Genomic DNA, 20,004 nt, shown 5'->3' with positions numbered 1-20,004 from the left:
AAAACCCCGCCGTGTTCGGGCAGGGCTTCGCGGGCTACAGGTTCTCGGTTTCCAGGGCTACGTACCCCTGCAGGTGCGGGTTGTAGCCCGACCCGGGCGCGGGCCCGGCGCCGGTAATCTGCCCGGTGCTGTGCACGCGTCCGTCAACGATAATCTCCATTTTCAGCACGGCCGTGGCGGGCGGGCGGGGCGTGGTGGTGGCGCGCACGTTGCGAAAGTTCACGTAGCCCTCTACCAAGTCTTCGGGTCCCAACCGGCCCAAGTCGAAGGTTTTGCTGGCGGTGGCGGCGAAGGCCTCGGTGCCGGTTGGTCCGGCGCCGTACGGCCCACGGATGTGGTTTTTAGCGGTGGCGTAGCTGATGTCGGCCCCGAGGCCCTGCAGGTTTTGCCCGGTTACCCGCAGGCTGACCGCGTACGATTTGGGCGCGGGCTTGGGTTCTTCTTTCTTGCCGCAACCCGCCAACGAGAGGCCAGCCATCAGATACAGGATAATGCGAAGGGTAGATAGTGTTTTCATGCCGACAAGGTAACCAAAAACCGCGCCGCCTTCCTACTCCCTCTCCGCCTGGGGCCGTTGGGACTCCAGGTAATCGACCCGGCTGTAAAACTGGTAGGCGGTTAGCTCCGATGGGTGGGCAATGCCCTTCAGCTCCAGGGCAATGCAGGTGCGCTCAAACGCTGCCCACACGGCCTGTCCGGTGTGCGCCGGGCCGGGGTTCATGCTCGGCGGGGCCAGCATCTGCAGCACCACGCGGTGGGCTTCCTGCGCCATGTCGGCATACGCCGGGCTGTCGTCGGCCAACGCCAGGGCTTCGTAGAGCAGCTGCTGGCGGACGCGTTCCGCTACGGGCTGGTCTTCGCGGGGGAACAGGCGGGGGAAGGCGGCTACGAGCGCCGCTGAAACTTTCCCCGCACGTGGGCGCAGGCCTCCTCTACCTGGGCTTGGGTAATGCCGGCCGCGTGCAATTGGGCGGCAATGCCGGTGTAGTCGTTGTCGGGCGGCACCGCTACGTCCACCCCGTTAATGCTCTTGACCACCGTGGCCAGCAGCAGCGTGCCCGTGTTGGCTTCCAGGTTCAGGCAGAGCAGGTAGTTGTTGAAGGCCGTGCGGCTGGCCTCTAATTCGCCGCCTTCCAGGAACAACTTGAGCCGGCCCAAGTGCTCGGTGGCGGCGTGCATGTCGGAGCCGACCGCCGAATGGTCGAGGCTGCGCACGTTGAAGGCGGTGTAGCGGTGGGCGGGCACGGTGTGGAGCGAGTCGTAGGCTTCCACTACGCCGCCGGGGGTGTTAATCGTGAGCATGCCGCGAGATAAGGTACTCAAACAGGTAGGCGCTGAACGGCGCTACCAACACGGCCCACCACCCCGCGGGCGTCAGCAGCCCGGTGGCTACAGCCGCGGGCAGACCGGGCACCCAGAAGGCCGTGCAGTAGGCACACGCGCCCGTGGGCTTGGCCGGCAGCCAACCGGGGCGGTACACCAGCCACCACTCCCAAGCAGGCAGCAGGAAGCCCAACAGGTGACCCGGCCGGGCGGCGCGCACCACACAGGCCAGCAACAGGGCTACGGAGCAGCTGATGAGCAGCACGGCGGTTAGGGCGTCCATCATGCGCGCAGGTTGGGGGCGCAGTCCAGCGGGCCGTTGAGCACCGCAAACGGGCCTTGGCAGGAGACGAGCCCGGGCGAATGGGCGAAGAACACCAGCCGGGCCGCCGCGTACGGATAGGTCATGAGTTGGTGTTGGGCCACGTCCCAGCCGTAGCGCCGGAACACTTCGTCGCTGCGCCGTTCGTCCGTCACCACTTCCGCGTTGGGGGCGGTTTGCGTGAGCACCCGCACCGCGTCCGATACCAACGCATCGGAGTAGTCGTAGCCGCGGTGGTCGATGGCGGGCAGGTTCGCCCACAATACCAAGGCCAGCGGGTGCGTCCAACTGCCGCTGATGCCGATGGCGCCTTCGTCCCACTCAAACGAGGAGGGGCCGTTGCGCTCAAAGAAGCACAGGGCTTGCATGCCCGCGTCGGGGCGGATGTCCAAGAGCCGGCCACTGCCGTCCTGCTGGTAGATCTGGGCGTAGCGTTCGGTACGGTTCTCGACTTTTCGCTGCCCGGTTTGCGCCAGCCCGTAGGCATGGGACAACCACGGCAATTCCGTAGCAAACGCAGCCAACAACTGGTGCACGGGCATTTGCGCCAGCATGGGGTCAGGAATCAGCAGGGGTTGGGGTTGGCACTCCATCGGCTTAGTTGGCTATGAGACGAATGTATTGCCCGCCGTAGCGCTGCTTGTAGCGGCGCCAGGCGGTAAGCACGGTTTGAAAGTCAGCTCGGATGTGCATGTGCCGCCCGCCCCATAGGACGCTGCACACCGGGCCGGTTACTTCGGGGAATTGCGGCGGCTCTACGGCCGTTACCACCCCCGAAGCCTGTTCCCACTCCCACGCACCGGCGCAGGACTCAATCAGGCCCGAGTCTTCGTTGCGCCATACCTGTTGCGCCATGAAGATTGTGCCGTTGTTGAGTTCCTTGAACTGGGCGGGGGCGTCGCTCATGCTTGATTCACATAAGACCGGCGCAGAACACCGGGTGTTTCTGTCGGTTTGTAGCCAAAGTTGGCGTACATCTTGGTCAGTTCCTCGTCTGTTTTAGGTTGTCCCGCATAGGCTTGCACCCATAAATACAGCACCTCGTTGGTGTAGGCTAAACCAACAGCGCGGAGCAGCTCACTCGCTAAGCGGTGCCCCCGGTAAGCGCTCTTTACCCACAGGTTTTTCACCCAGTACACCCCGTTTCGCTTTTCCACCGTGCATTCAGCCGCTGTTTCTCCGTCCGCATCGGTAATGCTGAATACATCTTGGCGAATGATGGCCGACAGTTCAACGGTCTTGCCTTCTTGGTTTGTATAGGTGCTCATGCGTTGAGGTACCGCCCCACAAAGGCGTCTAGTTCAGGTGTGAGAATGCTTTCCACGAAGTCGTTCAGGTCGGCTTCCCGAATACCCAGCAGTTCGCCGTACTTGGTCAGGAAGGCGTACTTCTCGTCCGTGGCAATCACGAGGAACTGCAACGTATCGACCTGATCCAGCTGCAGCGAGGCCAGAAAGGCGCCGGTTAGCTTCAAATCGACGTACGCGGTGTTCTTGAACGTGCCGTATTTGGCCTTGTACTTGGCGTAGGCGGGGCTGTAGCCGCTGGCCTGAATGGCTTGCGCGTCGACGGTTTGCCCGGCCTTTTCGATGTACTCCCGGTTAATATCCAGCAGCAGGCCCGACGCATCCACCACCAACCGCGATAGCTCCGCTCGCACGGCGGCGGGGAGGCGTTCGAGGCGCACGGCGAGGGCTTCGAGTTCTTCAACCATGTTACTTGGTTAAGTACCCCACGCTCACTCGGTCCCGCTTCGGGGCCTGGCACAGCACATCCAAGCCGGATAAGTCCAGCGTCAGGTTCTTGAGCAATGAGGGGTGGTAGTTGTCGGTGCCTTGTTCCTTGCCCCCGTACAGGCGGGCTTGGTAGTTCATCAGCAAGGCGTAGGCATCGGCCTGCACATCGGCCCGCTGCGTGAGCTGCGTCAGGCTCGGAGACGCCACGATGGCCGTCAGCACCCGAATACCCAAGGCCAGCTGCACGGCTTCGGCTACGCGCCGTTGGTTCTCGTCGGATTGCAGCGCGGTAACGATGTCGCAGTAGCTGGTGAGTTCCACGTTCAGCCCGAAGGTGCTGCCCTCGGTTACCACGGCGGCCGTATCAAACAGCGTGCGGTCGGCTTCCAAGGCACTCGCGGGCACGGATATGGCGCGGGGCCACAGGTGGTCTTTGAAGGACTGGTACGGGTCGTCCGTGCAGCCGCACGTGCCGCCGGTGAAGTCTTTGCGAATGGCCCGGGCCGTACCCAGATCATCCTCGTAATACCCGAGGTAGGCCGTAACCCCGGCTTGCGCGGCGAAGTCCACGTCCAGCGGTTCGCCTTCCACCGTTACCCAGGTCGGGAAGTTGGCCCGCGTGTTCTGCACCGGCAGGATGCGCACGGGGTCGGGCTCGTCGGAGCGGTAGAGGTACAGGTTCAGCGGCTCGGTGGTGACGCTGTCGAGTTGCAGGCTCAGGCGCTGCAGCAGCATCGTGACCCCGTCCCGGTCCCGCAAATCCAGCCGGAACCCCACGAAGCGCCCCAACGGGTTGACCGTGTGGGCGGCTTGGCCGGGGCCGTTGAGCAAGGCCGTGGGCTTGAGCAGCACCGGGCCCGTCAGGCTTTGTTCGGCCGCGAGGCGCACGGCGAATTTGCTCAGCGTGTCTTTGGTGATGCGCTCCAGCCACGCGTTCAGCAGTTCGCCGCGGGGCACGAGCTGCGCCACCACATCCAGGGCGCAGAGTTCGTTGAGGTCCGTGACGTAGAGGCCGGAGCGGCTCTCGGTTAGCTCGGTGGTTAGTTCGGGCAGGCAGGCATCTCCGGCCGGCAAGCGCCAGCCCACGAGGCCGTAGAGGGATTCCGCAAGGGCGTTGAGGCGCAGCATGGGCAGGGTCGGTAGCAAAACAGCCCACCACACCGGGCGGTGTAGTGGGCTGTAAGTTACACAGAAAGTTAAAGTATTGCTTTACTTTCTGGCTACGCCGTTAGGCTACCTCGTCCAGCACCTCGTACTTGTAGACGCCGGTGTCGCCGGTGGAGCTGTACGCCTCGGTGAAAGCGAATTCGGCCGAGAGCACGAAGCTCTCCACGTAGTCGGCTTCGCCGCCGGTTACGGTAGCCGAGGAATCGGCGCAACCTTTCTTCACTTTCAACTCCCACGTGATGCCCATTACCGGGTCGGTGAAGGTCGTCCACACGTCCGTGCCGATGTCCTTGCCGTCGCGGGCCAGTTGGTTGATCCACGGCATTACGCCGATGGTGCCGGGGGCAAAGACGTACGCGGTTGAATCCACGCCCGCACCGTCAGCGATGAAGCGGTCGAAGTACATGCGGTAGTCGTCCACTTGGAAGCCGAGGTTTTCGCCGTTGGCTTGCCCCTGGCGCTGCACGTAGTTCCACGCGTCGGCCAGGTTGGGCGAGGCCACGATGTCGGCCAGGCCGGCAAAGTCGTTGCCCATCATCTCCGTGGTCAGGCGACCGAAGAGGCGGTTGTAGTCGGCAAAGGGCACCCGTTTGGCGTTGGCCAGCGTGGTGCTGTAGCGCGTGCCGTTGTTGATGGTGGACTTGATGGTCTCCAAGTGCGCCACGGCCTGCACGTCCAAGCGGCTGTAGGCCGAACGCAGGCGCTCGGTCAACAGGAAGTTGAACTGGTTCTGGTAGTCCAGCGTGTTGGTGGCCGAGGAGAGGTACGAAACGGCAAACTCTTCCACGATGGTGGAGAAGGTCAGCGGCTTGAGGGCCGTGGTGCCCGTGCTGGTGCCGGCGCACTTGCGGGTGGTGCCCGAACCGTTGCTGCCTTTCACGCGCACCGGAATGCTGGTGGGCTGGCCGGTGTACTTGCGCAGGTCCGTGATGTCGAGGCCGGGAATCAGCAGGCCCGCGTTGTCGACGTGGGCGCGAAACGCGCCGAAGGTGGGCATGCGCAATTCGTTGCGGCCCATGGCGCCCGTGTTGGCGGCCTCAATGGCGGCGCGGGCTTCAAGCAGAGTGGTGGCGTCAAAAGCCATAAGAGTGGGTTATTTGAGGTCGGGGCGCTGCTTCTTGAATTCGCCGTAGAGCTTTGCGCCTTTCGGGGAGCCGGAGGGAATGCCCTGCTTGTTGAGGTCTTCCGCAAACTCTTTGAGGCTGCTGTACTTGCTGAAATCAAAGCCGCTGGCGTCGCCGTCGGTGTTGAAGTTGTTACCGGATCCTTTGTACCCACTTCCGGTTGTCGTGGACGCTTGTTTGAGACTCACCACTTGCGGGGCGAACTGCTCAATGAGGGCCTTTTCGGTGATGTAGTCCGCGGTTTTGGTGTCGCGCACTTCCTTGCCCGTGGCTTTCTCCTTGAAAATGGTTTTCCCCTCCACCACGTCGACGTCGTAGGCCTGCATCAGCTCCATCTTCACGAGCTTTCGGTGGCTGTCCAGGTACTTGTCTTCTACGTTGATGGGCAGGGCATTAATGGCGGCATCAAGCGCGGCGTTGATGCGGGCTTGCTTGGCATCGGTGGCGTACTTGACGTTCAACTGGTCCAGTTCCGTGGTTTTCTGGGTTAGCAGTTGGTCTTTGGCCGCAATGTCGGAGCGCAACCGCTTCAACTCTTCGCTTTCGTCGCCGGAAGGCTTGCCGAACTTCTCTTTGTAGGCGCGTTCTGAGTAGTCTGCCGTGCTCTCTCCCTCGGTCTTTGCAATGCCGGTGGCTTTCAGAATGCGCGTATCAATGGCGCCGTAGGTGTTGCCCGTTGCCGTGCGCGTGGCCTCCTGGGCAGCAATCTGCCGCTCGTTGGTCAGGCGCGTGTTAAAGTCGGTTTCGGAGAACACCTGCAAGGCGCTCAGTGAAGTGGCGAATGGTTTAACTTCTTCCGCCGCCGCAGCGTCGGTCAGAAACTTGGTGATGACTTCCGGCGTGGCGCCCAATTTGGTGGCCAGCGCGGAAACGTTTTCTTGAATGAGTTCCATGTAGGAGGCTCTGGTTTACTTGGTTTTAGCGGGCTTTTCACCGGCTGCTTTCTCTTCCTTGGCGGCCCCGCCATCGGCGGTTACCTTCTCCCACTGGCTACCGGGGTAGGCCAGCAGGCGCTCGGCGTGGTCGGGGGCGAACTTCTGCACCTTGTCAGAGTCCTTTGCCCGTAGCGTTACCGTGGCCATTACTTCACCTTGCCTTTGTGCAGCACGTCGGCTTTGAAGCCGGCCTGCTTGCTGATGGAGGTTTCGTACTGGTGCGGGTCGAAGGCTTTGATCTGCGGCTCTTCCAGCACTTGGCCGTTGAGTTGCGTGATGCGCACGTGGGTGTAGCCTTCTTCGCCTTCCGGCATCTTGAACTCGGCTTTGGCCTTCTTCAGGTCTTCGCTTTGGCCGGCCTTGGCTTGAGCCTTCTGTTCGGCTTCGATTTCCTTGCGCAGTTCCGCCTTAAGCTTTTCGCGTTCAGCATCCTGTGTCGCTTTGGCCTTAGCGGCGTCCGCTGCCTTTTGCTCAGACGACTGGTTGGGGTTCGGGTTGTCTGCCATTTTGCTTTTCGGTTAGGTACTCGGTGAATTGATCTTGAATGCGCTCAATCTTGGTGGCGTGCGGCAAGGCGCTGGCGAAGTCCAGGATGGAGCCGTTTTCGCGCTCGAACCGGGCCACGAAGTCGTTCAGGTACTGCTTGAGCAGCAAATCCTGCGGCGTGGCAATGCCGTTGTCTTTGGCTTCCTTGACGGTCTGCGTGGGAAACGGCGTTAACTCCAGCTTCAGCAGGTTGCGCTGCAGCTCCATTGGGTCGCCCGCGTATTTGGTGTAGATGATGTCTTCCAGGTAGCTGTAGAGCGTCGAATCGTCTAACCCGGCCGCTTTCGCTTTCTCGTAGGCGTATTCCAGGGCGGAGGCGTTGCGGACGTGGTAGCGGCGGCCGAAGTTGACTTGGGATTGCTTGTAGGAAGCGCGGTAGCGGTAGCGGGCGTGGGCGTCGATAACGAACTTCATGCAGAACTCCGCATTCTCCGACACGACGGCCAATCGGTCTTCTACCGGACCCAGATCCATTTCTTTACCCGCAGCGGTTTCCACCTTGGTCTGCATGGTCAGGATACCGTCCTTGCCCAGTACAGCCCGCTCAATCTTGGACTCGTTCACCTTCAGCTCATCGCCGAGGTACTTGAGGCTCTCCAAGTCGGGTATAACGTAACCAGCGGGCGGAGTGATTTGCGGTTCGCCTTGCTGAGGTGCTTCCACGATGTACCCCTCGTCCCGGTCGTAGGGGATGTAGCGGCCCTTGCCTTTGCAGCGCGGGCATCTAATCTTGCCGGTTGGGTAATACAACCAGCCGGCATTGCAGGCTGCGATGGGCGAATCGCCAACGGCTGGAGCCTCGTGAGTACATGCCACCCCGTAGCTCCACGGCTTGGGGTGGGCAAAGCGGGATTTACCCAGTTCGTGGTTGCAGAAGTCCCGCAGGTAAACATTAGCCAACCCCAGCGACTTGGCAATCACGGACGAGCGCAGCACCGGGCGCTGCAGGTTCGGCTTGATCGTGGTGATCGGACAGGCCGGCACATACCCTAGGGCGTGCTCGTTGTCGAGCGCAGGCAACCGGGTGTAGCTACCGTCGGCGTGACGCACGCGGAAGCAATAGCGGTCGTCCCAGACGTAAAAGTCGGTAAAGGTGTCGTAGCGCTCCTGCAGAATCAGGTACTCCACCTTGTTGCCTGTTACGGCCACGTCGTGGATCTCGGCCGAGGCCACGTAGCGAAAGAACGGACGGGGCAAGCCCTCTCCTGCTTCGTCGCTGGGTTCAGCAGGAAGATCCACCAACATCACACCTTGAAACCCAGTCAGGCTGGCCTTGAACCACGTCGCTTCGAAATCCCGGTAGAAGCTCGTGCCCGTGCGGGCCGTGTCCTTCAGATAGGCTTCGAAGTCCTGCGCCAGTTGCGGGTCGGTGAACTCGTGGTAGACCGTGGTGCCTGCGGCCGTGAAGACCTTGCTCAGGATGTTGGCAATGCCGTCATAGATGGGTGCCGTACCCGACTCGCGGGTCTTTTCCAACACCAGCTGCGACTCTTCGCTGGACATGGCCACGCGTTGGGCCCGCAGAAACTCCAGTACCAAGGCTGGTTCACCGTCGACGTGCAACTGGTGCTGACGCTCCAACGCCCGACCCGCCAGCAGGTCTTGCTGGTGGGCGGGCTTTTCACACAGGGCAAGTACCTGATCGGGAGTCAGTAGCACGGCGGGAGGCGTCAGGCAGGCTTAAGCGGCGTTAACCAAGCTCTTGATGTGCGGCAAGGCAGCGGCACTGATGGCGGGCTCGGCAATACTGTTGTAGGTGAGCGTAAGCGGGTAGTGCGCCGGAATAGCTTGGCCGATGCCGGGACGCTTGAAGACGCCGAACACCAGGGAAGCGTTTTCAATCGGGCCCTGCAGGTAGCCTTGGTCGTCCAGCAACCACGTGCGCAGGGTGCCGCCGCGGCTGTTGAGGGCGTTCACCGCCGTGTGGGTAGCGGCAGCGGGGTACTGCAGGCGCCCCGTTACGGTGCGGGTGCGGTCGGTCAGCTCCGAGGCACCGTAGGGCACGTCGTTGCCCGAGAGTAGCTGGTCCGAGGGGTCGGCCACATCGGAGGCCGCCACATTGTTGAGGATAAAAAGCTTATCCGCACCGACGGCTGTCATGGCTGCTTGGGCCGCTGATTCCGTGGTGAGCGTGGGCGCATCGCCAGCGCTGTCTTGGTAGAGGATGGCGACGATCTGCCGACCGTACGCCACTTTGGCGCAGGGGTCGTTGGAAACGGCTACCAGGGGAACGTTGCAAGCCATGATTCGGGAGGGTTGAAGCGTTGAAGTTGAACAACTTTGCAGCCGTAAATTAAAGCAATACTTTAACAACCACCAAGCGGTTTCTTTTTCAGCCGAGCAACCCGCGGCGGCGGGGGCTGGCGACCGGGGTGTAAACCGCGTAACGCATGGTATCCATGCCGTGGTCGTCCAGCTTCACCGGCACCTCTTTGTTGGGGCGTCCGTCCTTCTGCTGCTCCCACGTATAGCCGGGAAACTCTTCTTCGGTGCAGGCGGGTTTCTTCGCCTCCGTTAGGGCCCGGTCCCGCGTCTGCAGCGCCCCACGCATCACGTAGAGGCGGGCTTTGCCGTTGGCCTGCACGTTGAGCATGGATTGCACCTGCTGAATGCCGCTGCTCACGGCCTTGTTGGCGGCAATGGTCCGAATGCCGTAGCGCTCCAAGGTAGCGCGGTCTTCCGCGTCGTGGTCGGCGTAGGTGGCCTCAAACCGTTCGCCTTGGGAGAGGCGCAGAATATCTTTCGCGTGGTCTTCCACCAGCCGCTGCGTGTGGTAGATTTCCCGGTACAGGTACCAAATGTCATCGGGGCTGATGGCCCACCACTGGCACACGAACGGGTTGGTGTAGCCGAAGTCAATCGAGCGGATGCGGCGCCACTGCGGGGGGATCGGAAAGGCATCGATCACGTGCACGGCCGTGTCAAAGGTTTCGTAGATCAGCCCGTCGGCCGCGGCCCAAATGCCTTGTCGCAAGCGGGCATACCGAACCCCCGACAGGCGTTCGAGGGTTTCCATGTAAGCGCGGCCGGCCTGGGTCCACTCCCCGGTCGCGTGGTTGAACAGGCCGGGGTTGTCTTCGTGGCGGCTGACGTGCCGGTGGGTCTTGCCGCTGATGCAGCGCTGGTTCAGCCAGTGCGTGGGCGCGTCGGGGTTACAGTCGGCTAGTATTTGGTTGTAGGGAATGGCCGATACCTGCCCGGGGCGGTTGATGCGGCTGGCCAGCGACTCCCATTCCGCTTCCGTGAATTCGGTGGCTTCGGGAATGTAGATCAAGTCGAACTCGGTGGACATGAAGCGACTAGCCTTGTCCATGCCGCCCACCACGATGCTGCTGCCGTTGCGGTATTGGTAGCTGCGGCGGTTCTCCCGTTGCGCGCCGTCGGTTAGGTAACTTCCTTCCGGTAAAACCTTCTCTTCGAAAGTCACCAACACCGACTCGGTGCAACTGACGCGGGTCTTGCGCACGATCAACACCCGCGTATTTGGATATTTCTCACAGATCAGGTGCACCTTCTCTAAGTTTACCCGGCTTTTGCCCGTGCCCGCGGGTCCTTCCAATAGGACTTCTCCGTACTGGTCGTAGAGGTAGCCAATGGCGGCGCCGAACGGCTGGTAAGGCTTATGCTTCAGCTGCAGCTCCGGCGTCAGCGTTAAGCGCTGGCTCATACCTTGGCGGGGTCGAAGCCGGCGTACACCTTGAAGGGTTCGCCGTCGTTGGTGTGGTCGACCGCAATCTTCTCTCCGTACTTCTTTGGCGCCAACTTGCTCATGGCCCATTTGCGAGCGTCTACGCGCAGTTTGCTGCGGCCGATCCACTCGGTATCGGGGCGCGGCCCGAACTCGCCGTGAATGGTGTCGTGGGTCGTATCGTCGGCGATTTCGAAGATTTCATCCAGCAGCGTTTCGGCTTGGTCTTCGCGTGCCTGCGCGTATTGGGTGCGAAACTCTTCGTGAACTCGAAGCCAACGCAGCACGGTGGTCTTGTCCGGCATCTCCTCGTCCCGGCAGATAGCACGCAGGCTTTCCCCTTCGGTTATTCTCTCACAGATAAGCGTCGCCAATTCAGGCGAGTAGTCCGACGGGCGGCCGGTCTTGGGTTTTACTTCTTCTTGGGGACTGTCAAGCATGGCTGACAACGGGTTAATTACAGCCCCGAAGTTAAAGCATTACTTTAATTAACCGTGCAAAAGAAAGCCCCACCGGATTGGGCGGGGCGAATGTTGTGCTTACTTGATCTTTTGCTCACATAGGTCGGCAAAGGCCGGGCAGCATTCATTGAGCAGCTTGAGGTTGTACCCGCCGGGCCTGGGCTGCAACTCCAAGTGGGGCTGCGTTCCGTGAGCAGGGCATCTTACGCCCGCCAACTTCCGCCGGTAATCCTGTGTCAGGGAGTCTTCCAACTGGCGCATCATCTTTTGGGCAAGATCGGTCGGGTTGATCGAGCCCGTGCGTTTGATGGTCACTTTAATCATGGCGTCGGGAGCTTAGGAGGTACGGTGTTGCTTTTGGCTTCCGTTGCCAATCGTTGCACCGTTTGGTACAGCTGTTCTCCGTTGGCGCGGGCTACTTCTTTCAAGGCGCTGCGGGTTTCCTGCGGCACCCACATGATGACGGGCTTTTGGTTCTTCAGCATGGATGATATATTTTATCTATCATTGCGGCCCCAATATACGACTGCATTATGGTTCAGCTCGATACACCGCCAGAAATAAAGCCAGCCGTGAACGACTACCGCAGCCGCCTGGCGAAGGGCCGGGAACTAGCAGGCATGACGCTGAAGGATTTGGCGGAGGCGTTGGGTGTCTCGCTGCAGAACGTCTCGCAGGTGGAGCGGGGCAAGCAAAGCATGACGGTGGAGCGGCTGCTGCAGACCTGTGCGGTCCTGCGGCTGCGTACCGAGTGGGTGTTGCACGGCACGGGGCCTATGTTCGTGGGCGGCTCCGTGGGCAAGCGGCCGGCCAAACGAGCCTAACTCCCTTCCACCACGCGGGCCGGCTGGGCGCTTACCCGGTGGGGGTGCAGGGAGGGGGTGCCGTGGAAGGCGTTGGGGGTGTTCATCAGCGCTTGTTTTGGCGTAGGAAATAGGCTTCTATGGCGTCAAAATCGGCGTCTGTAATGGTGCCCAGCGACTTCCACGACAGTCCTTTGCTCAGGTCAGCAGGGTCAGCAGGTACCCCAAACTCAAAGGGGCCGCGCCGCATGCCGGCCTTTTCCATCATGAGGGTTGTTACTTCAATGCGTTCGTTGGTGACTATCATGGCGTCAGGACTGGGGAAGGATGCCCGCGGCTTCGGCGGCGTGGCAGAGGGTGGGTGAGTTCAGGCGCAAATAGCGCATGTGCTTTAGGCGGTTTCGGTAGGCGTAACGCGTATTCCGACTGCGCCAGCACTGGGTATTCAGGTAGCGTCGCTCGTCTTGTATGCACTCCCATTGGTGCCAATACACGAATAGCGGGGTTGCCGGACGGTGGTCGGCTTGCCGGAGCCAAAGCCGGCCGCGCTGGCGCAGCAGCTTGCGGTATTCCTTCGGGGTTAATTCAACCAGGACATTCATGGCTTGGGGCGAAAGGCTTCGATGTGGGTTTGGAGGTCTTCGGCGTGAGCTTCTGGGCAGAGCGTCACCACGCGCTTGGTCTGGTTGGCAAAGGTGAAGCCGGATATTTCCACCTTGAGCGGCTTCCATACAGGGGCGCTGCGGGCTTCTTGGGCTTCGGGGGTGTCGGTGGGCGGCTTTGGGGGCGTGGGCGCAATGGATGGCTTGCCAGGGGTCTTTGCGGGCTTCTTGCCGTGAAGGGCGCGGTACTCGGCGGCGCTCATCATGGCGTTAGGTCGATATCAAGGGCGCGGGCGGCGCGTTCTATTTCTTCGCTGGGCAAGCCGTCAAACCGCGTTTCGGCTTCCAGGGCTTTACCGTACATGTCCCGCAGCGCATCGGCCGTCTGCATCCGGTGCCGGCTCAGGGCTTCTTCGGCGGCGTCCCGCTCTTGGGTGAGGCGGGCGAGGGCGGATTGCAGTTCGTCGCCTTCGTCTAGCAGGTATTCGAGGCGGTAAAAGTTGTTGAACATTACTCGGCCGGATTCTACTGCATCCTGGTGTTTCCGGCGCACATCATCCCGTAGGGCTTGCATCCGGTTCAACTGTTCGGCGCTGATCGGGCCGGCTTCCTCCTGAATCGGCGCCTCCCCTTCCCGCAGCCGGGCAATGTTGGCCATGTTGTAGGCCAGGGAGGCGGCCGTTAGCTCGGCTTCGGTCGTGTTCGGGTTCCGGTGGGCGGCGGCCAACTGGGTGGCGGCGGTGCGGGTGTCTCTGGGCATGGGGAGGGCTCTGGTGCGCGGGGCGCGGTGTAGGGGAAGGGAGGGGTTAGGAAAGGATGGTTTTGGCCTGTTCCACTGCGGATTCCATGAAAATCGTTTCGCTGATCCCGGCTTGTAGCTTGTCCCGCACAAAGGCCGCTTCGTTCACGGTGCATTGGAAGGTGAGAGAGTGTCCTTCTTCGCTGAAGACGCCGAGGGCGTAGCGCGGGGCGTTCAGCAGGCGCCAGGCGTCAACCAGGCGGCGGTACCAAGGTAGTTTGTCGTAGTGGGGCATGAGACTAATCAGATTGGGTGCGACTGGCTAAGAGAGCCATCAGTTCTTCGGTCATTGGCGCCAACATCACATGCAGCTTGCTGCGAACGCGCGGGTCGCTGTATTCTTTGCGGTAGAGCTTTTTGCGGAGGCGCTTCTTCATCGTTCAGGCGGCTTGGTTTCGTATGGCGCGGATCAGGCGGTCAAAAAGGGGGTTCCACGGCTTCTTCTTTCGAGGCTTCCATCAGCACCACCAGCAGGGCGGCGGCTTGGAAGGCGAGGCGGGGCTGGTTGCGAATGACCGCTTCGTCGCATTGGAGGGCGGGGGCGGCGTTGCCCTCCTGAAGGGCCAACCAACGGATTATAGCCGCTTTTACTTTGGCCTCTTTGTCTGGATAGGACAGGCGGCAGAGGCAGACAGAGCAGAGGTTGGACATGGCTAGAAGGGAGCGGGTTCGTTGAACTTCGAAGCAGGCAAGGGCCCAAAGCCAGGCGCGGCTATTAAATCGAGGGCGGGGGTGATGATGCGCGGGCCTTCGGGCGGTTGGTTGGAGCCGGTTTGGCGGTAGCGTTGCACCAGCTTCGGATCGAGGGGCGACATGCCCAGCAGCGGGTCGATGTAGCGGAAGGCGCGGCGTTCGTAGTGCAGCCGCACCCCGAGCTTGGGCGTCTTGAAGCCGGATTCGGGTTCGTTGCGCATCTTCTTGACGTAGAAGTCCACGCTCGAATCGGTGGGGTCTTCGTCGGCCATCGGGCGGTGCCACACGCAAATCGAGTCCATCCGGTTCGGCCACATCCGGCCGCCTTCCATGCTGTACTGATCGGGAATCTTGAGTTCCATCGTTTTGGCGTTGCGGGCTTCGCCGGCCGGGTGCACGCAGATCAGGGTACACAGCTGCTCGTCCTTGGTGAAGTCCAGAATCAAGCTCAGTTGGGCCCGCAGCTGTTCGCTCATCATGCCGCTAAAGTCTCCGAGCTTGCTTTCCAAATCGTTGAAGGGGTCCAATAGCCAGCCCTTGATGCCGAACCGCTTGGCGGCTTTCACGGCGGGCAAGAGGGTTTTGAGGCTGTGAGCTTGGCGCGGATCGATGAAGGTAAAGTGCCCCGTTACCCACTTCACGGCGTCTTCGTATTGGGCCCGGCTCATGCGAAACGGGTGGTCGGGGTTCACCGATTGGCCGACGTAGGCCTGCACCAGGATGCCCACGGCCTTGCGCAGCGGCATGTTTTCGGGCACGAACAGGGCGAACTTCCATTCGTCGTACACGGCCTTGGTCACCATCTTGTTGAGTTCGGCCAAGCTCTTGCCCATGCCGGGCCACCCGGTAACGGCCGTGGTTTCGCCGGGCTGCCAGAGCCAATGCTTGTCGAGCGTCGGGTAGTGCGTGGGGCTGCCGTTGGGGTTGGTGTGGTCCCAGGCGTGCAAGGCTTCGCGCTGCACCTGATCGGCACTAACCAAGGGTGCGGCCGCGCTAACAGGCGCTTCCGTAGCCAATGCGGGCAACGGGGTGCGCAGTTGATCGAGAGTGGAGAGGCTGGCCATGCGTTAGGCGGCGTTGCGGCGTTCGATGAGCGCGTCGATGAAGCGGCGGGTCTTCGCAAGCCACGGGTAGCGCAGATTCATGGCCGCTTCGATCTCGGCATCGGTGGGCACCGGGCGGTGGTGCTGCTTGCTGCTTTGGGCCAGCACCATGCCGGCGAAATCGGCGGCTTGTCCCACCTCCTTCACGTACTGACCATGCCAATGGCGGGCGAGTTCGTTGGCGTCCTCAATGGCCGTGTCGGTTGCGGGCCCAACTTTCTCGCAGGCTTCGAGCAGTTCGGCCAACTCCAGCAGGCGCAGGCGGCGGGTTTCGAGCATCCGCAACCGGCCCTGGGCGGCTTCGTTGGTCAAGTCCAACGCGTCGAACTCTTTCTGCACCCACGCCCAATCGGCTTCGAGGCGGGCCTGTACCACGGCAGCGGCGCGGTGCAGCTCTTGTTGGGCGGCGGGCAAGGAACGGGTAATGTGCATGGCTAGCGGGGCGTGGTGCCGTTGAATTGACCGGAGGAAGCGTAAGCGGGGCGTGGTTCGTGGGTTCGGGCATCGTTGAAGCCCCAGAGGTCTTCTTTGCTCGTTTGCACGGGGCGGGCTTCGGGTGCCAGTTGAATGACGCGGGCCGTGCGGCCGTAGCCTTCCGTGGCCCACACCTGCTTTTTCAGGTTCAGGAACTTCTCGCAGTAGGGCATGAACTCCGGCCCGTTGCGGGTGCAATCGACGCGGTAGGCGTCCAAGCCGGCGAGGATGTGGCGGCGGGTGGATTCGGGCAAGGCCTCCCACCGGGCTTGGGCCGTGGCCTTGCTGCCGCGCTTCTCAATGCCGGGCCCGTTGTGGTACTGGTCCCAGAGGGCGGCAAACGCCAGCTCGGGATGCGCCGCCGCCACTTGATCGGTTTTGGGTTTGCTTTTAGTGGGCTTGGGTTCTTCCACCAAGGGAAGGGCAACCTCCGCCGGAGCCGGCGCAGCCGGTCCGGCAAGAGAAGTATTGTTCTCTTTACTTTCCTTTACTATAGCATTGCCATCGCATGCGTTTTGGGATGCGTTCGCATTCGGATTCGATGCGTTCGCATTGCGTTCGGATTGCGCGGGCATTGCGTTGGCATCCGGCTTGTTCTGCCAGCGCTTGTTGGCAGAAGCGGCAGCCTTCTCGCTGCGGGCTTGTTCTTTGGATGCTTCGGCAACCAGGCGCGGATTATAGCGATAGGTGCCGCACTCCGAAAGGGGAAACTTCTCCAGGATGGTTTCGCCGCTTTCGGCCCATTCTTCCAGGCTCATTTCCGCCAACCGGCGAACCTTATCCGCAACGGCGGGCAATGTGCCCGGGCGCTCCATGCCCCACGCTAGGGCAAGCAGCTGGATGTACACCCCGCGCTCCGCTTTGCTCATCAACTTGACCGCCGATGAAGCCAGCCAGTCGGACGCGTTGAAGTAAAACGAGTAGGCCTTCATACCGTGAACAGGTTAGGGTGCTTCAAAGCCTGAAGCGCGTAGTACTGCGGCTCCAGTTGTCGGATGGTGGCCAACTTGGCGGCGAAGGCTTCGGGGAAGCGCAGGGCATACCCGGCCTTGTTGTGCTCATACAGGGCATGGCACCCGATACACTCCAGCACCACGTTGGCCGGGTTGGCGGCGTGGCGAGGGAATTGCTTTTGGGTCAGCGTATGCGAGTGGGTCAGCTGAAACGAGCTGCCACAGGCAAAGCAGGCGCGCGGGCCGGCATCGACCACGCGGTAGGCGTTGCCCAGTCTTCCCTTCGCCCCCCGCTGCTTGGCGGATACGGGGCGTAAGGGAGTGGTGCGAGAGAGGGGAGTGCGGCGGTTCATGGCTTTAGTATGGTTCTCCATCGGAGGCGTAGGCGGGCTCTCCATCGGGTTCAGAAGTCGGGCAGATGCCAATGCAAGGCCGGGTGTAACAGTAGCTACAAGCGGGATCGCATTGGTAGCAGGAGCCATCGGGTGCCAATTCGTCGCCACACGTGACGCACTCGGCCGCGTCGGGCTCTTGGGTATGTAGGGTGCTCTCCATGTCAATCGGTGCAAAAACAACTGATGCTGGGCTCGTCTTGCGCCTCCCAGAACTCAATGGAGGTTTGGGTGTTGGCCCTCTGAGCGCGATCAACCAAGTCCTGCATGGCGTAGCGGGTGCTCCACGGGTGGCCCATTGCGTCTTCCGTGTCGAGGTAAAAGCCCGTGCGCAACTCGGGCCGGCGTTGGAGGATGGCTACCTTCTTGCCGGCTCCTTTTTGAAAGCACAGGACGCAGTTGCCATCTAGCGGGTGGATGTCCAAGTCAAAGGGCTGTGCTTTCCAGAAGTCCAGCACATCGGGTTTGGTAATGCCTCCATGGTAGAGCGGGTGGGCAACGTGATGCCATTTGTCTGCCGACTCTTTGCCCGTGAAGTGCCGCGTGGGCTCGTCAGCTCGGATGCCGATTACCGCTTCGAAGTAGCGGTGCCCCTGGCTGCGCATGAAGGCTATCTTGGTCTTTATCTTCAGCTCGGTGGTGCAGAAGCGGCCCATGTGCCCGGAAGGGACGGCTTGCTTGGCTAGCATCATCATGATGAAGGGCTCCGCGTTGCGGCTGGCTGTTTCGTAGGTGACTTCCTTCCACTTGTGAAAGCGGCAGTACTCTATCCAGCGCAGCGGGACACCCAGAATGGTTTGCTGCTGGTGAAGGAACTTGAGCGTTCCCTCGTCCTCTAGGCCCGTGTTGCAGAAAATCACGAAGTCGTCAGGCCCTAACCCCTTCTCCATTTCCAGCAGCGTCATCATGCCAGAGGTGCGACCGCCGCTATTTGATATGACTCTTGGAGTGCTCATAGTGGAGCTTGATTGCTTAAGCCAAAGATAACGTAACGCATTAACATTACAATGCTTTACGCTATCTTCTTTCTGACTATATTTGCGTTACACAACCTACTTTTGCCCGCCTCACCATGTGCGTCCAGACATTGCCCCGCCCCAAGCCAGCCGAGAAGAAGGTGAATGCCAATTACCGCGTGTCGGAGACGCTGCGGGAGAAGTTTGCCTATGCCTGTGAGAAGCAGCGCACCGACGCCACGAAGCAGGTAGTGGGCTTCATGGAGGACTTTGTGGCGTCCTACGAGGCAGCCCACGGCCCCATCACCCTCCCACCCCTCCCCCCTTCCCCGTAGCGGCTAGGCGGGGAGAGCGGCAGCCAAGGATTTCAGGGCCTGCACCGTGCGCGGATACCCCGCTTTGGGCTGTCCCGGTGCCGTGGCGGCGTTGTAGGCGGCGCGTTCGGCGGGCGTGGCGGAGCGGCGCAGGTAGTCGGTGAGCGTGTCGGGCCGCAGCTGGTAGTCGAGCACGGCGGTGTAGATGGTGCGGGGGATCATTACCGGATGGGGTTGGAATAGACCGTGGCGGGGCGTCCGCACTGGTCGATGATGGTGGTGCGTTGCTTGCCGGCGAAGTATTGGGCCTCCCCGGCTTTGTAGGCCGGGCTGCCCATCGGTTCCTTGTACCAAGGCGTTACTGTCGCTACCGGCGCCACCGGCTTGCGGCTGCCTGCGGTCTTCTCTTTGCCGCAGGGCTTGCGCTTGTGGGCAATGACGGCGGGCTTCGGGGAAGCGCAGGGCATACCCGGCCTTGTTGTGCTCATACAGGGCATGGCACCCGATACACTCCAGCACCACGTTGGCCGGGTTGGCGGCGTGGCGAGGGAATTGCTTTTGGGTCAGCGTATGCGAGTGGGTCAGCTGAAACGAGCTGCCACAGGCAAAGCAGGCGCGCGGGCCGGCATCGACCACGCGGTAGGCGTTGCCCAGTCTTCCCTTCGCCCCCCGCTGCTTGGCGGATACGGGGCGTAAGGGAGTGGTGCGGGCTAGTCGTTGGGTGGGGCGGGGAAGAGGGGCGCGGCGGTTCATCGGGCTGTTTGCTTAGCGTAAATGGCTTGGCAGCGTTTGCAATCGACATGGTGCAGACAGCCAAACCGATCATGACAGTATTCCAGCCGGCCTCCCTTTCGCACCACGGCTATGAGGCAATAGGAAGGGTAAAGACCGGGGTCCGCCCCGCATAGCGCTTTGGTGATATGCTTTCCAACGAGTTGTAAGTGCGTAGCCAATTCGGCTTTTTGCACAACGAAGAGGCGGGTTCCGGCCGTTATCATGATGGGTTGTTGTTTAGTCCGCAGGCGTGGCAGTGCATGTTGTGGGCTAGTTCTTCTCCGCACCGTTCGCAATCGGGCATGTAGTTGGCCCCGTAGTAAGCATCAGCCTCGTCTTCGTCGCAGTCCGGACAACCGCCGCACTGCAAGCCGCCGTTTAGGGCGCAGCAGCAGAAGTCGCCACCGCATTCGCACGTCAGAAAGCCCGTGCCACCGCATCGGGTGTCTAAGCTTCGCAGGTCAAGGGGCTTGCTCATGAGTTGACCGGTGCGTGTTGATTAGTGCAGAACTTCAATGGGTTGGACAATTCGCCCGGCTTCCTTGCAGGCTTGAAGGAGGTATTGTTTCACCTCGTCATTCAGCCGGATAACCTTCTCGTGCAGCTTGCCTTCGGGAAGGGAGACGAAGGCCAACGTGTCGCCAGCAAGCCGCACATCGGCCCCGTAGACTTCGCCGTTGTCGCTGAACTTGACTTTGATGGACGCCACCGGGTGCTTTTTGCGCGGGTGGTCCTGTTGAATAAGTTGAAGGATGTGGGGCAACAGGATGTGCGTGAACTTGATGTGCTTGATCCGCATAAAAGCGGTGGCAGTCTGTTGTTGGCTCATGTCTGAAGGT

General features: G+C 61.3%; 37 protein-coding genes. 2 read left to right on the top strand and 35 right to left on the bottom strand.

The features are described 5' to 3' along the window. Nucleotides 1–34: 34 nt before the first annotated feature. From ABD903_RS22585 to ABD903_RS22495, 19 genes are all read right to left on the bottom strand, one after another. The gene (locus ABD903_RS22585) at nucleotides 35–517 is read right to left on the bottom strand and encodes a hypothetical protein (RefSeq protein WP_345228028.1); all 483 of its coding nucleotides are present in this window, start codon (nucleotides 515–517) and stop codon (nucleotides 35–37) included. A 33-nt stretch (nucleotides 518–550) separates the two neighbouring features. After that, nucleotides 551–802, bottom strand: coding sequence for a hypothetical protein (locus ABD903_RS22580; protein ID WP_345228026.1), 252 nt, complete (start codon nucleotides 800–802; stop codon nucleotides 551–553). Between the two features lie 83 nt (nucleotides 803–885). Continuing rightward, complete coding sequence (locus ABD903_RS22575; RefSeq protein ID WP_345228024.1) at nucleotides 886–1,323, bottom strand: hypothetical protein; 438 nt, start codon at nucleotides 1,321–1,323, stop codon at nucleotides 886–888. Then, nucleotides 1,289–1,609, bottom strand: coding sequence for a hypothetical protein (locus ABD903_RS22570; protein ID WP_345228022.1), 321 nt, complete (start codon nucleotides 1,607–1,609; stop codon nucleotides 1,289–1,291). Before ABD903_RS22570 ends, ABD903_RS22575 begins: the two co-directional genes overlap by 35 nt. Beyond that, nucleotides 1,606–2,238, bottom strand: coding sequence for a hypothetical protein (locus tag ABD903_RS22565; RefSeq protein WP_345228021.1), 633 nt, complete (start codon nucleotides 2,236–2,238; stop codon nucleotides 1,606–1,608). The genes ABD903_RS22570 and ABD903_RS22565 overlap by 4 nt, the downstream gene beginning before the upstream one ends. Before the next feature lie 4 nt (nucleotides 2,239–2,242). Next, nucleotides 2,243–2,551, bottom strand: a complete 309-nt coding sequence (locus tag ABD903_RS22560; protein WP_345228019.1) for a hypothetical protein — start codon at nucleotides 2,549–2,551, stop codon at nucleotides 2,243–2,245. After that, a complete protein-coding gene (locus ABD903_RS22555) occupies nucleotides 2,548–2,913 on the bottom strand; it encodes a GNAT family N-acetyltransferase (protein WP_345228017.1) in 366 nt (121 codons plus the stop codon). The genes ABD903_RS22560 and ABD903_RS22555 overlap by 4 nt, the downstream gene beginning before the upstream one ends. Beyond that, nucleotides 2,910–3,359 carry a hypothetical protein gene (locus ABD903_RS22550; protein WP_345228016.1) on the bottom strand — a complete coding sequence of 150 codons (450 nt, stop codon included), beginning with the start codon at nucleotides 3,357–3,359 and terminating at the stop codon, nucleotides 2,910–2,912. The genes ABD903_RS22555 and ABD903_RS22550 overlap by 4 nt, the downstream gene beginning before the upstream one ends. A gap of 1 nt (nucleotide 3,360) precedes the next feature. Then, nucleotides 3,361–4,509, bottom strand: a complete 1,149-nt coding sequence (locus tag ABD903_RS22545; protein WP_345228014.1) for a hypothetical protein — start codon at nucleotides 4,507–4,509, stop codon at nucleotides 3,361–3,363. 100 nt (nucleotides 4,510–4,609) lie between these two features. Beyond that, nucleotides 4,610–5,632: a hypothetical protein gene (locus ABD903_RS22540; protein WP_345228012.1), complete on the bottom strand. Its 1,023-nt coding sequence runs from the start codon at nucleotides 5,630–5,632 to the stop codon at nucleotides 4,610–4,612. 9 nt (nucleotides 5,633–5,641) lie between these two features. Continuing rightward, complete coding sequence (locus ABD903_RS22535; RefSeq protein WP_345228010.1) at nucleotides 5,642–6,565, bottom strand: hypothetical protein; 924 nt, start codon at nucleotides 6,563–6,565, stop codon at nucleotides 5,642–5,644. A 15-nt stretch (nucleotides 6,566–6,580) separates the two neighbouring features. Next, nucleotides 6,581–6,754 carry a hypothetical protein gene (locus tag ABD903_RS22530; RefSeq protein ID WP_345228008.1) on the bottom strand — a complete coding sequence of 58 codons (174 nt, stop codon included), beginning with the start codon at nucleotides 6,752–6,754 and terminating at the stop codon, nucleotides 6,581–6,583. Then, nucleotides 6,754–7,113 carry a hypothetical protein gene (locus tag ABD903_RS22525; RefSeq protein WP_345228007.1) on the bottom strand — a complete coding sequence of 120 codons (360 nt, stop codon included), beginning with the start codon at nucleotides 7,111–7,113 and terminating at the stop codon, nucleotides 6,754–6,756. Before ABD903_RS22525 ends, ABD903_RS22530 begins: the two co-directional genes overlap by 1 nt. Continuing rightward, on the bottom strand, nucleotides 7,079–8,812 hold the full coding sequence (locus tag ABD903_RS22520; protein ID WP_345228005.1) for a hypothetical protein: 1,734 nt from the start codon (nucleotides 8,810–8,812) through the stop codon (nucleotides 7,079–7,081). Before ABD903_RS22520 ends, ABD903_RS22525 begins: the two co-directional genes overlap by 35 nt. Before the next feature lie 21 nt (nucleotides 8,813–8,833). After that, on the bottom strand, nucleotides 8,834–9,397 hold the full coding sequence (locus tag ABD903_RS22515; RefSeq protein WP_345228003.1) for a hypothetical protein: 564 nt from the start codon (nucleotides 9,395–9,397) through the stop codon (nucleotides 8,834–8,836). Between the two features lie 88 nt (nucleotides 9,398–9,485). Continuing rightward, on the bottom strand, nucleotides 9,486–10,820 hold the full coding sequence (locus ABD903_RS22510; protein ID WP_345228001.1) for a PBSX family phage terminase large subunit: 1,335 nt from the start codon (nucleotides 10,818–10,820) through the stop codon (nucleotides 9,486–9,488). Continuing rightward, the gene (locus ABD903_RS22505) at nucleotides 10,817–11,281 is read right to left on the bottom strand and encodes a terminase small subunit-like protein (protein WP_345228000.1); all 465 of its coding nucleotides are present in this window, start codon (nucleotides 11,279–11,281) and stop codon (nucleotides 10,817–10,819) included. The genes ABD903_RS22510 and ABD903_RS22505 overlap by 4 nt, the downstream gene beginning before the upstream one ends. A gap of 99 nt (nucleotides 11,282–11,380) precedes the next feature. Continuing rightward, entirely contained in the window at nucleotides 11,381–11,626 is a 246-nt protein-coding gene (locus ABD903_RS22500) for a hypothetical protein (protein WP_345227998.1), read from the bottom strand. Beyond that, entirely contained in the window at nucleotides 11,623–11,787 is a 165-nt protein-coding gene (locus ABD903_RS22495) for a hypothetical protein (RefSeq protein ID WP_345227996.1), read from the bottom strand. Before ABD903_RS22495 ends, ABD903_RS22500 begins: the two co-directional genes overlap by 4 nt. 87 nt (nucleotides 11,788–11,874) lie before the next feature. On the opposite strand from ABD903_RS22495, the gene ABD903_RS22490 reads away from it, so the two are divergent. Further along, the gene (locus tag ABD903_RS22490) at nucleotides 11,875–12,126 is read left to right on the top strand and encodes a helix-turn-helix domain-containing protein (protein ID WP_345227993.1); all 252 of its coding nucleotides are present in this window, start codon (nucleotides 11,875–11,877) and stop codon (nucleotides 12,124–12,126) included. Nucleotides 12,127–12,211: 85 nt separating this feature from the next. Here ABD903_RS22490 and ABD903_RS22485 read toward each other — a convergent pair whose 3' ends face one another. The 12 genes from ABD903_RS22485 to ABD903_RS22430 all read right to left on the bottom strand — a co-directional run bounded on the left by ABD903_RS22485 (nucleotide 12,212) and on the right by ABD903_RS22430 (nucleotide 18,077). Further along, a complete protein-coding gene (locus ABD903_RS22485; protein ID WP_345227991.1) occupies nucleotides 12,212–12,412 on the bottom strand; it encodes a hypothetical protein in 201 nt (66 codons plus the stop codon). A 4-nt stretch (nucleotides 12,413–12,416) separates the two neighbouring features. Further along, nucleotides 12,417–12,707, bottom strand: coding sequence for a hypothetical protein (locus ABD903_RS22480; RefSeq protein WP_345227990.1), 291 nt, complete (start codon nucleotides 12,705–12,707; stop codon nucleotides 12,417–12,419). Next, a complete protein-coding gene (locus ABD903_RS22475; protein WP_345227988.1) occupies nucleotides 12,704–12,973 on the bottom strand; it encodes a hypothetical protein in 270 nt (89 codons plus the stop codon). The genes ABD903_RS22480 and ABD903_RS22475 overlap by 4 nt, the downstream gene beginning before the upstream one ends. Beyond that, on the bottom strand, nucleotides 12,970–13,467 hold the full coding sequence (locus tag ABD903_RS22470) for a hypothetical protein (RefSeq protein ID WP_345227986.1): 498 nt from the start codon (nucleotides 13,465–13,467) through the stop codon (nucleotides 12,970–12,972). The genes ABD903_RS22475 and ABD903_RS22470 overlap by 4 nt, the downstream gene beginning before the upstream one ends. 46 nt (nucleotides 13,468–13,513) lie before the next feature. Further along, nucleotides 13,514–13,741: a hypothetical protein gene (locus ABD903_RS22465; RefSeq protein ID WP_345227985.1), complete on the bottom strand. Its 228-nt coding sequence runs from the start codon at nucleotides 13,739–13,741 to the stop codon at nucleotides 13,514–13,516. A 4-nt stretch (nucleotides 13,742–13,745) separates the two neighbouring features. Continuing rightward, on the bottom strand, nucleotides 13,746–13,883 hold the full coding sequence (locus ABD903_RS22460) for a hypothetical protein (protein ID WP_345227983.1): 138 nt from the start codon (nucleotides 13,881–13,883) through the stop codon (nucleotides 13,746–13,748). Nucleotides 13,884–13,923: 40 nt separating this feature from the next. Further along, complete coding sequence (locus tag ABD903_RS22455; protein WP_345227982.1) at nucleotides 13,924–14,157, bottom strand: hypothetical protein; 234 nt, start codon at nucleotides 14,155–14,157, stop codon at nucleotides 13,924–13,926. Between the two features lie 2 nt (nucleotides 14,158–14,159). Then, nucleotides 14,160–15,263: a hypothetical protein gene (locus tag ABD903_RS22450; RefSeq protein ID WP_345227980.1), complete on the bottom strand. Its 1,104-nt coding sequence runs from the start codon at nucleotides 15,261–15,263 to the stop codon at nucleotides 14,160–14,162. A 3-nt stretch (nucleotides 15,264–15,266) separates the two neighbouring features. Then, complete coding sequence (locus ABD903_RS22445; protein WP_345227978.1) at nucleotides 15,267–15,734, bottom strand: hypothetical protein; 468 nt, start codon at nucleotides 15,732–15,734, stop codon at nucleotides 15,267–15,269. 2 nt (nucleotides 15,735–15,736) lie between these two features. Beyond that, nucleotides 15,737–16,708: a DUF1376 domain-containing protein gene (locus ABD903_RS22440; RefSeq protein WP_345227976.1), complete on the bottom strand. Its 972-nt coding sequence runs from the start codon at nucleotides 16,706–16,708 to the stop codon at nucleotides 15,737–15,739. Beyond that, nucleotides 16,705–17,103, bottom strand: a complete 399-nt coding sequence (locus ABD903_RS22435) for a hypothetical protein (protein ID WP_345227974.1) — start codon at nucleotides 17,101–17,103, stop codon at nucleotides 16,705–16,707. The genes ABD903_RS22440 and ABD903_RS22435 overlap by 4 nt, the downstream gene beginning before the upstream one ends. Before the next feature lie 182 nt (nucleotides 17,104–17,285). After that, nucleotides 17,286–18,077 (bottom strand): adenine nucleotide alpha hydrolase family protein, encoded by a 792-nt coding sequence (locus ABD903_RS22430; RefSeq protein WP_345227973.1) that lies wholly within the window; start codon nucleotides 18,075–18,077, stop codon nucleotides 17,286–17,288. A gap of 116 nt (nucleotides 18,078–18,193) precedes the next feature. On the opposite strand from ABD903_RS22430, the gene ABD903_RS22425 reads away from it, so the two are divergent. Then, nucleotides 18,194–18,412 carry a hypothetical protein gene (locus ABD903_RS22425; protein ID WP_345227971.1) on the top strand — a complete coding sequence of 73 codons (219 nt, stop codon included), beginning with the start codon at nucleotides 18,194–18,196 and terminating at the stop codon, nucleotides 18,410–18,412. Nucleotides 18,413–18,415: 3 nt separating this feature from the next. Here the strand turns inward: ABD903_RS22425 and ABD903_RS22420 are convergent, their stop codons facing one another. The 4 genes from ABD903_RS22420 to ABD903_RS22405 form a co-directional block, all read right to left on the bottom strand. Beyond that, a complete protein-coding gene (locus ABD903_RS22420; protein ID WP_345227969.1) occupies nucleotides 18,416–18,613 on the bottom strand; it encodes a hypothetical protein in 198 nt (65 codons plus the stop codon). Further along, a complete protein-coding gene (locus ABD903_RS22415) occupies nucleotides 18,613–18,858 on the bottom strand; it encodes a hypothetical protein (protein ID WP_345227968.1) in 246 nt (81 codons plus the stop codon). Before ABD903_RS22415 ends, ABD903_RS22420 begins: the two co-directional genes overlap by 1 nt. Nucleotides 18,859–19,385: 527 nt before the next feature. Then, entirely contained in the window at nucleotides 19,386–19,643 is a 258-nt protein-coding gene (locus ABD903_RS22410) for a hypothetical protein (RefSeq protein WP_345227966.1), read from the bottom strand. 21 nt (nucleotides 19,644–19,664) lie between these two features. Further along, nucleotides 19,665–19,994, bottom strand: a complete 330-nt coding sequence (locus tag ABD903_RS22405) for a hypothetical protein (protein ID WP_345227964.1) — start codon at nucleotides 19,992–19,994, stop codon at nucleotides 19,665–19,667. Nucleotides 19,995–20,004: the final 10 nt, after the last annotated feature.

Origin of the sequence: Hymenobacter koreensis (assembly GCF_039541855.1) — a bacterium.
GTDB classification, from domain to species: domain Bacteria; phylum Bacteroidota; class Bacteroidia; order Cytophagales; family Hymenobacteraceae; genus Solirubrum; species Solirubrum koreensis.
Note: the sequence above shows the minus strand (reverse complement) of the source record. Positions and strands in the feature narration are given on the sequence as shown.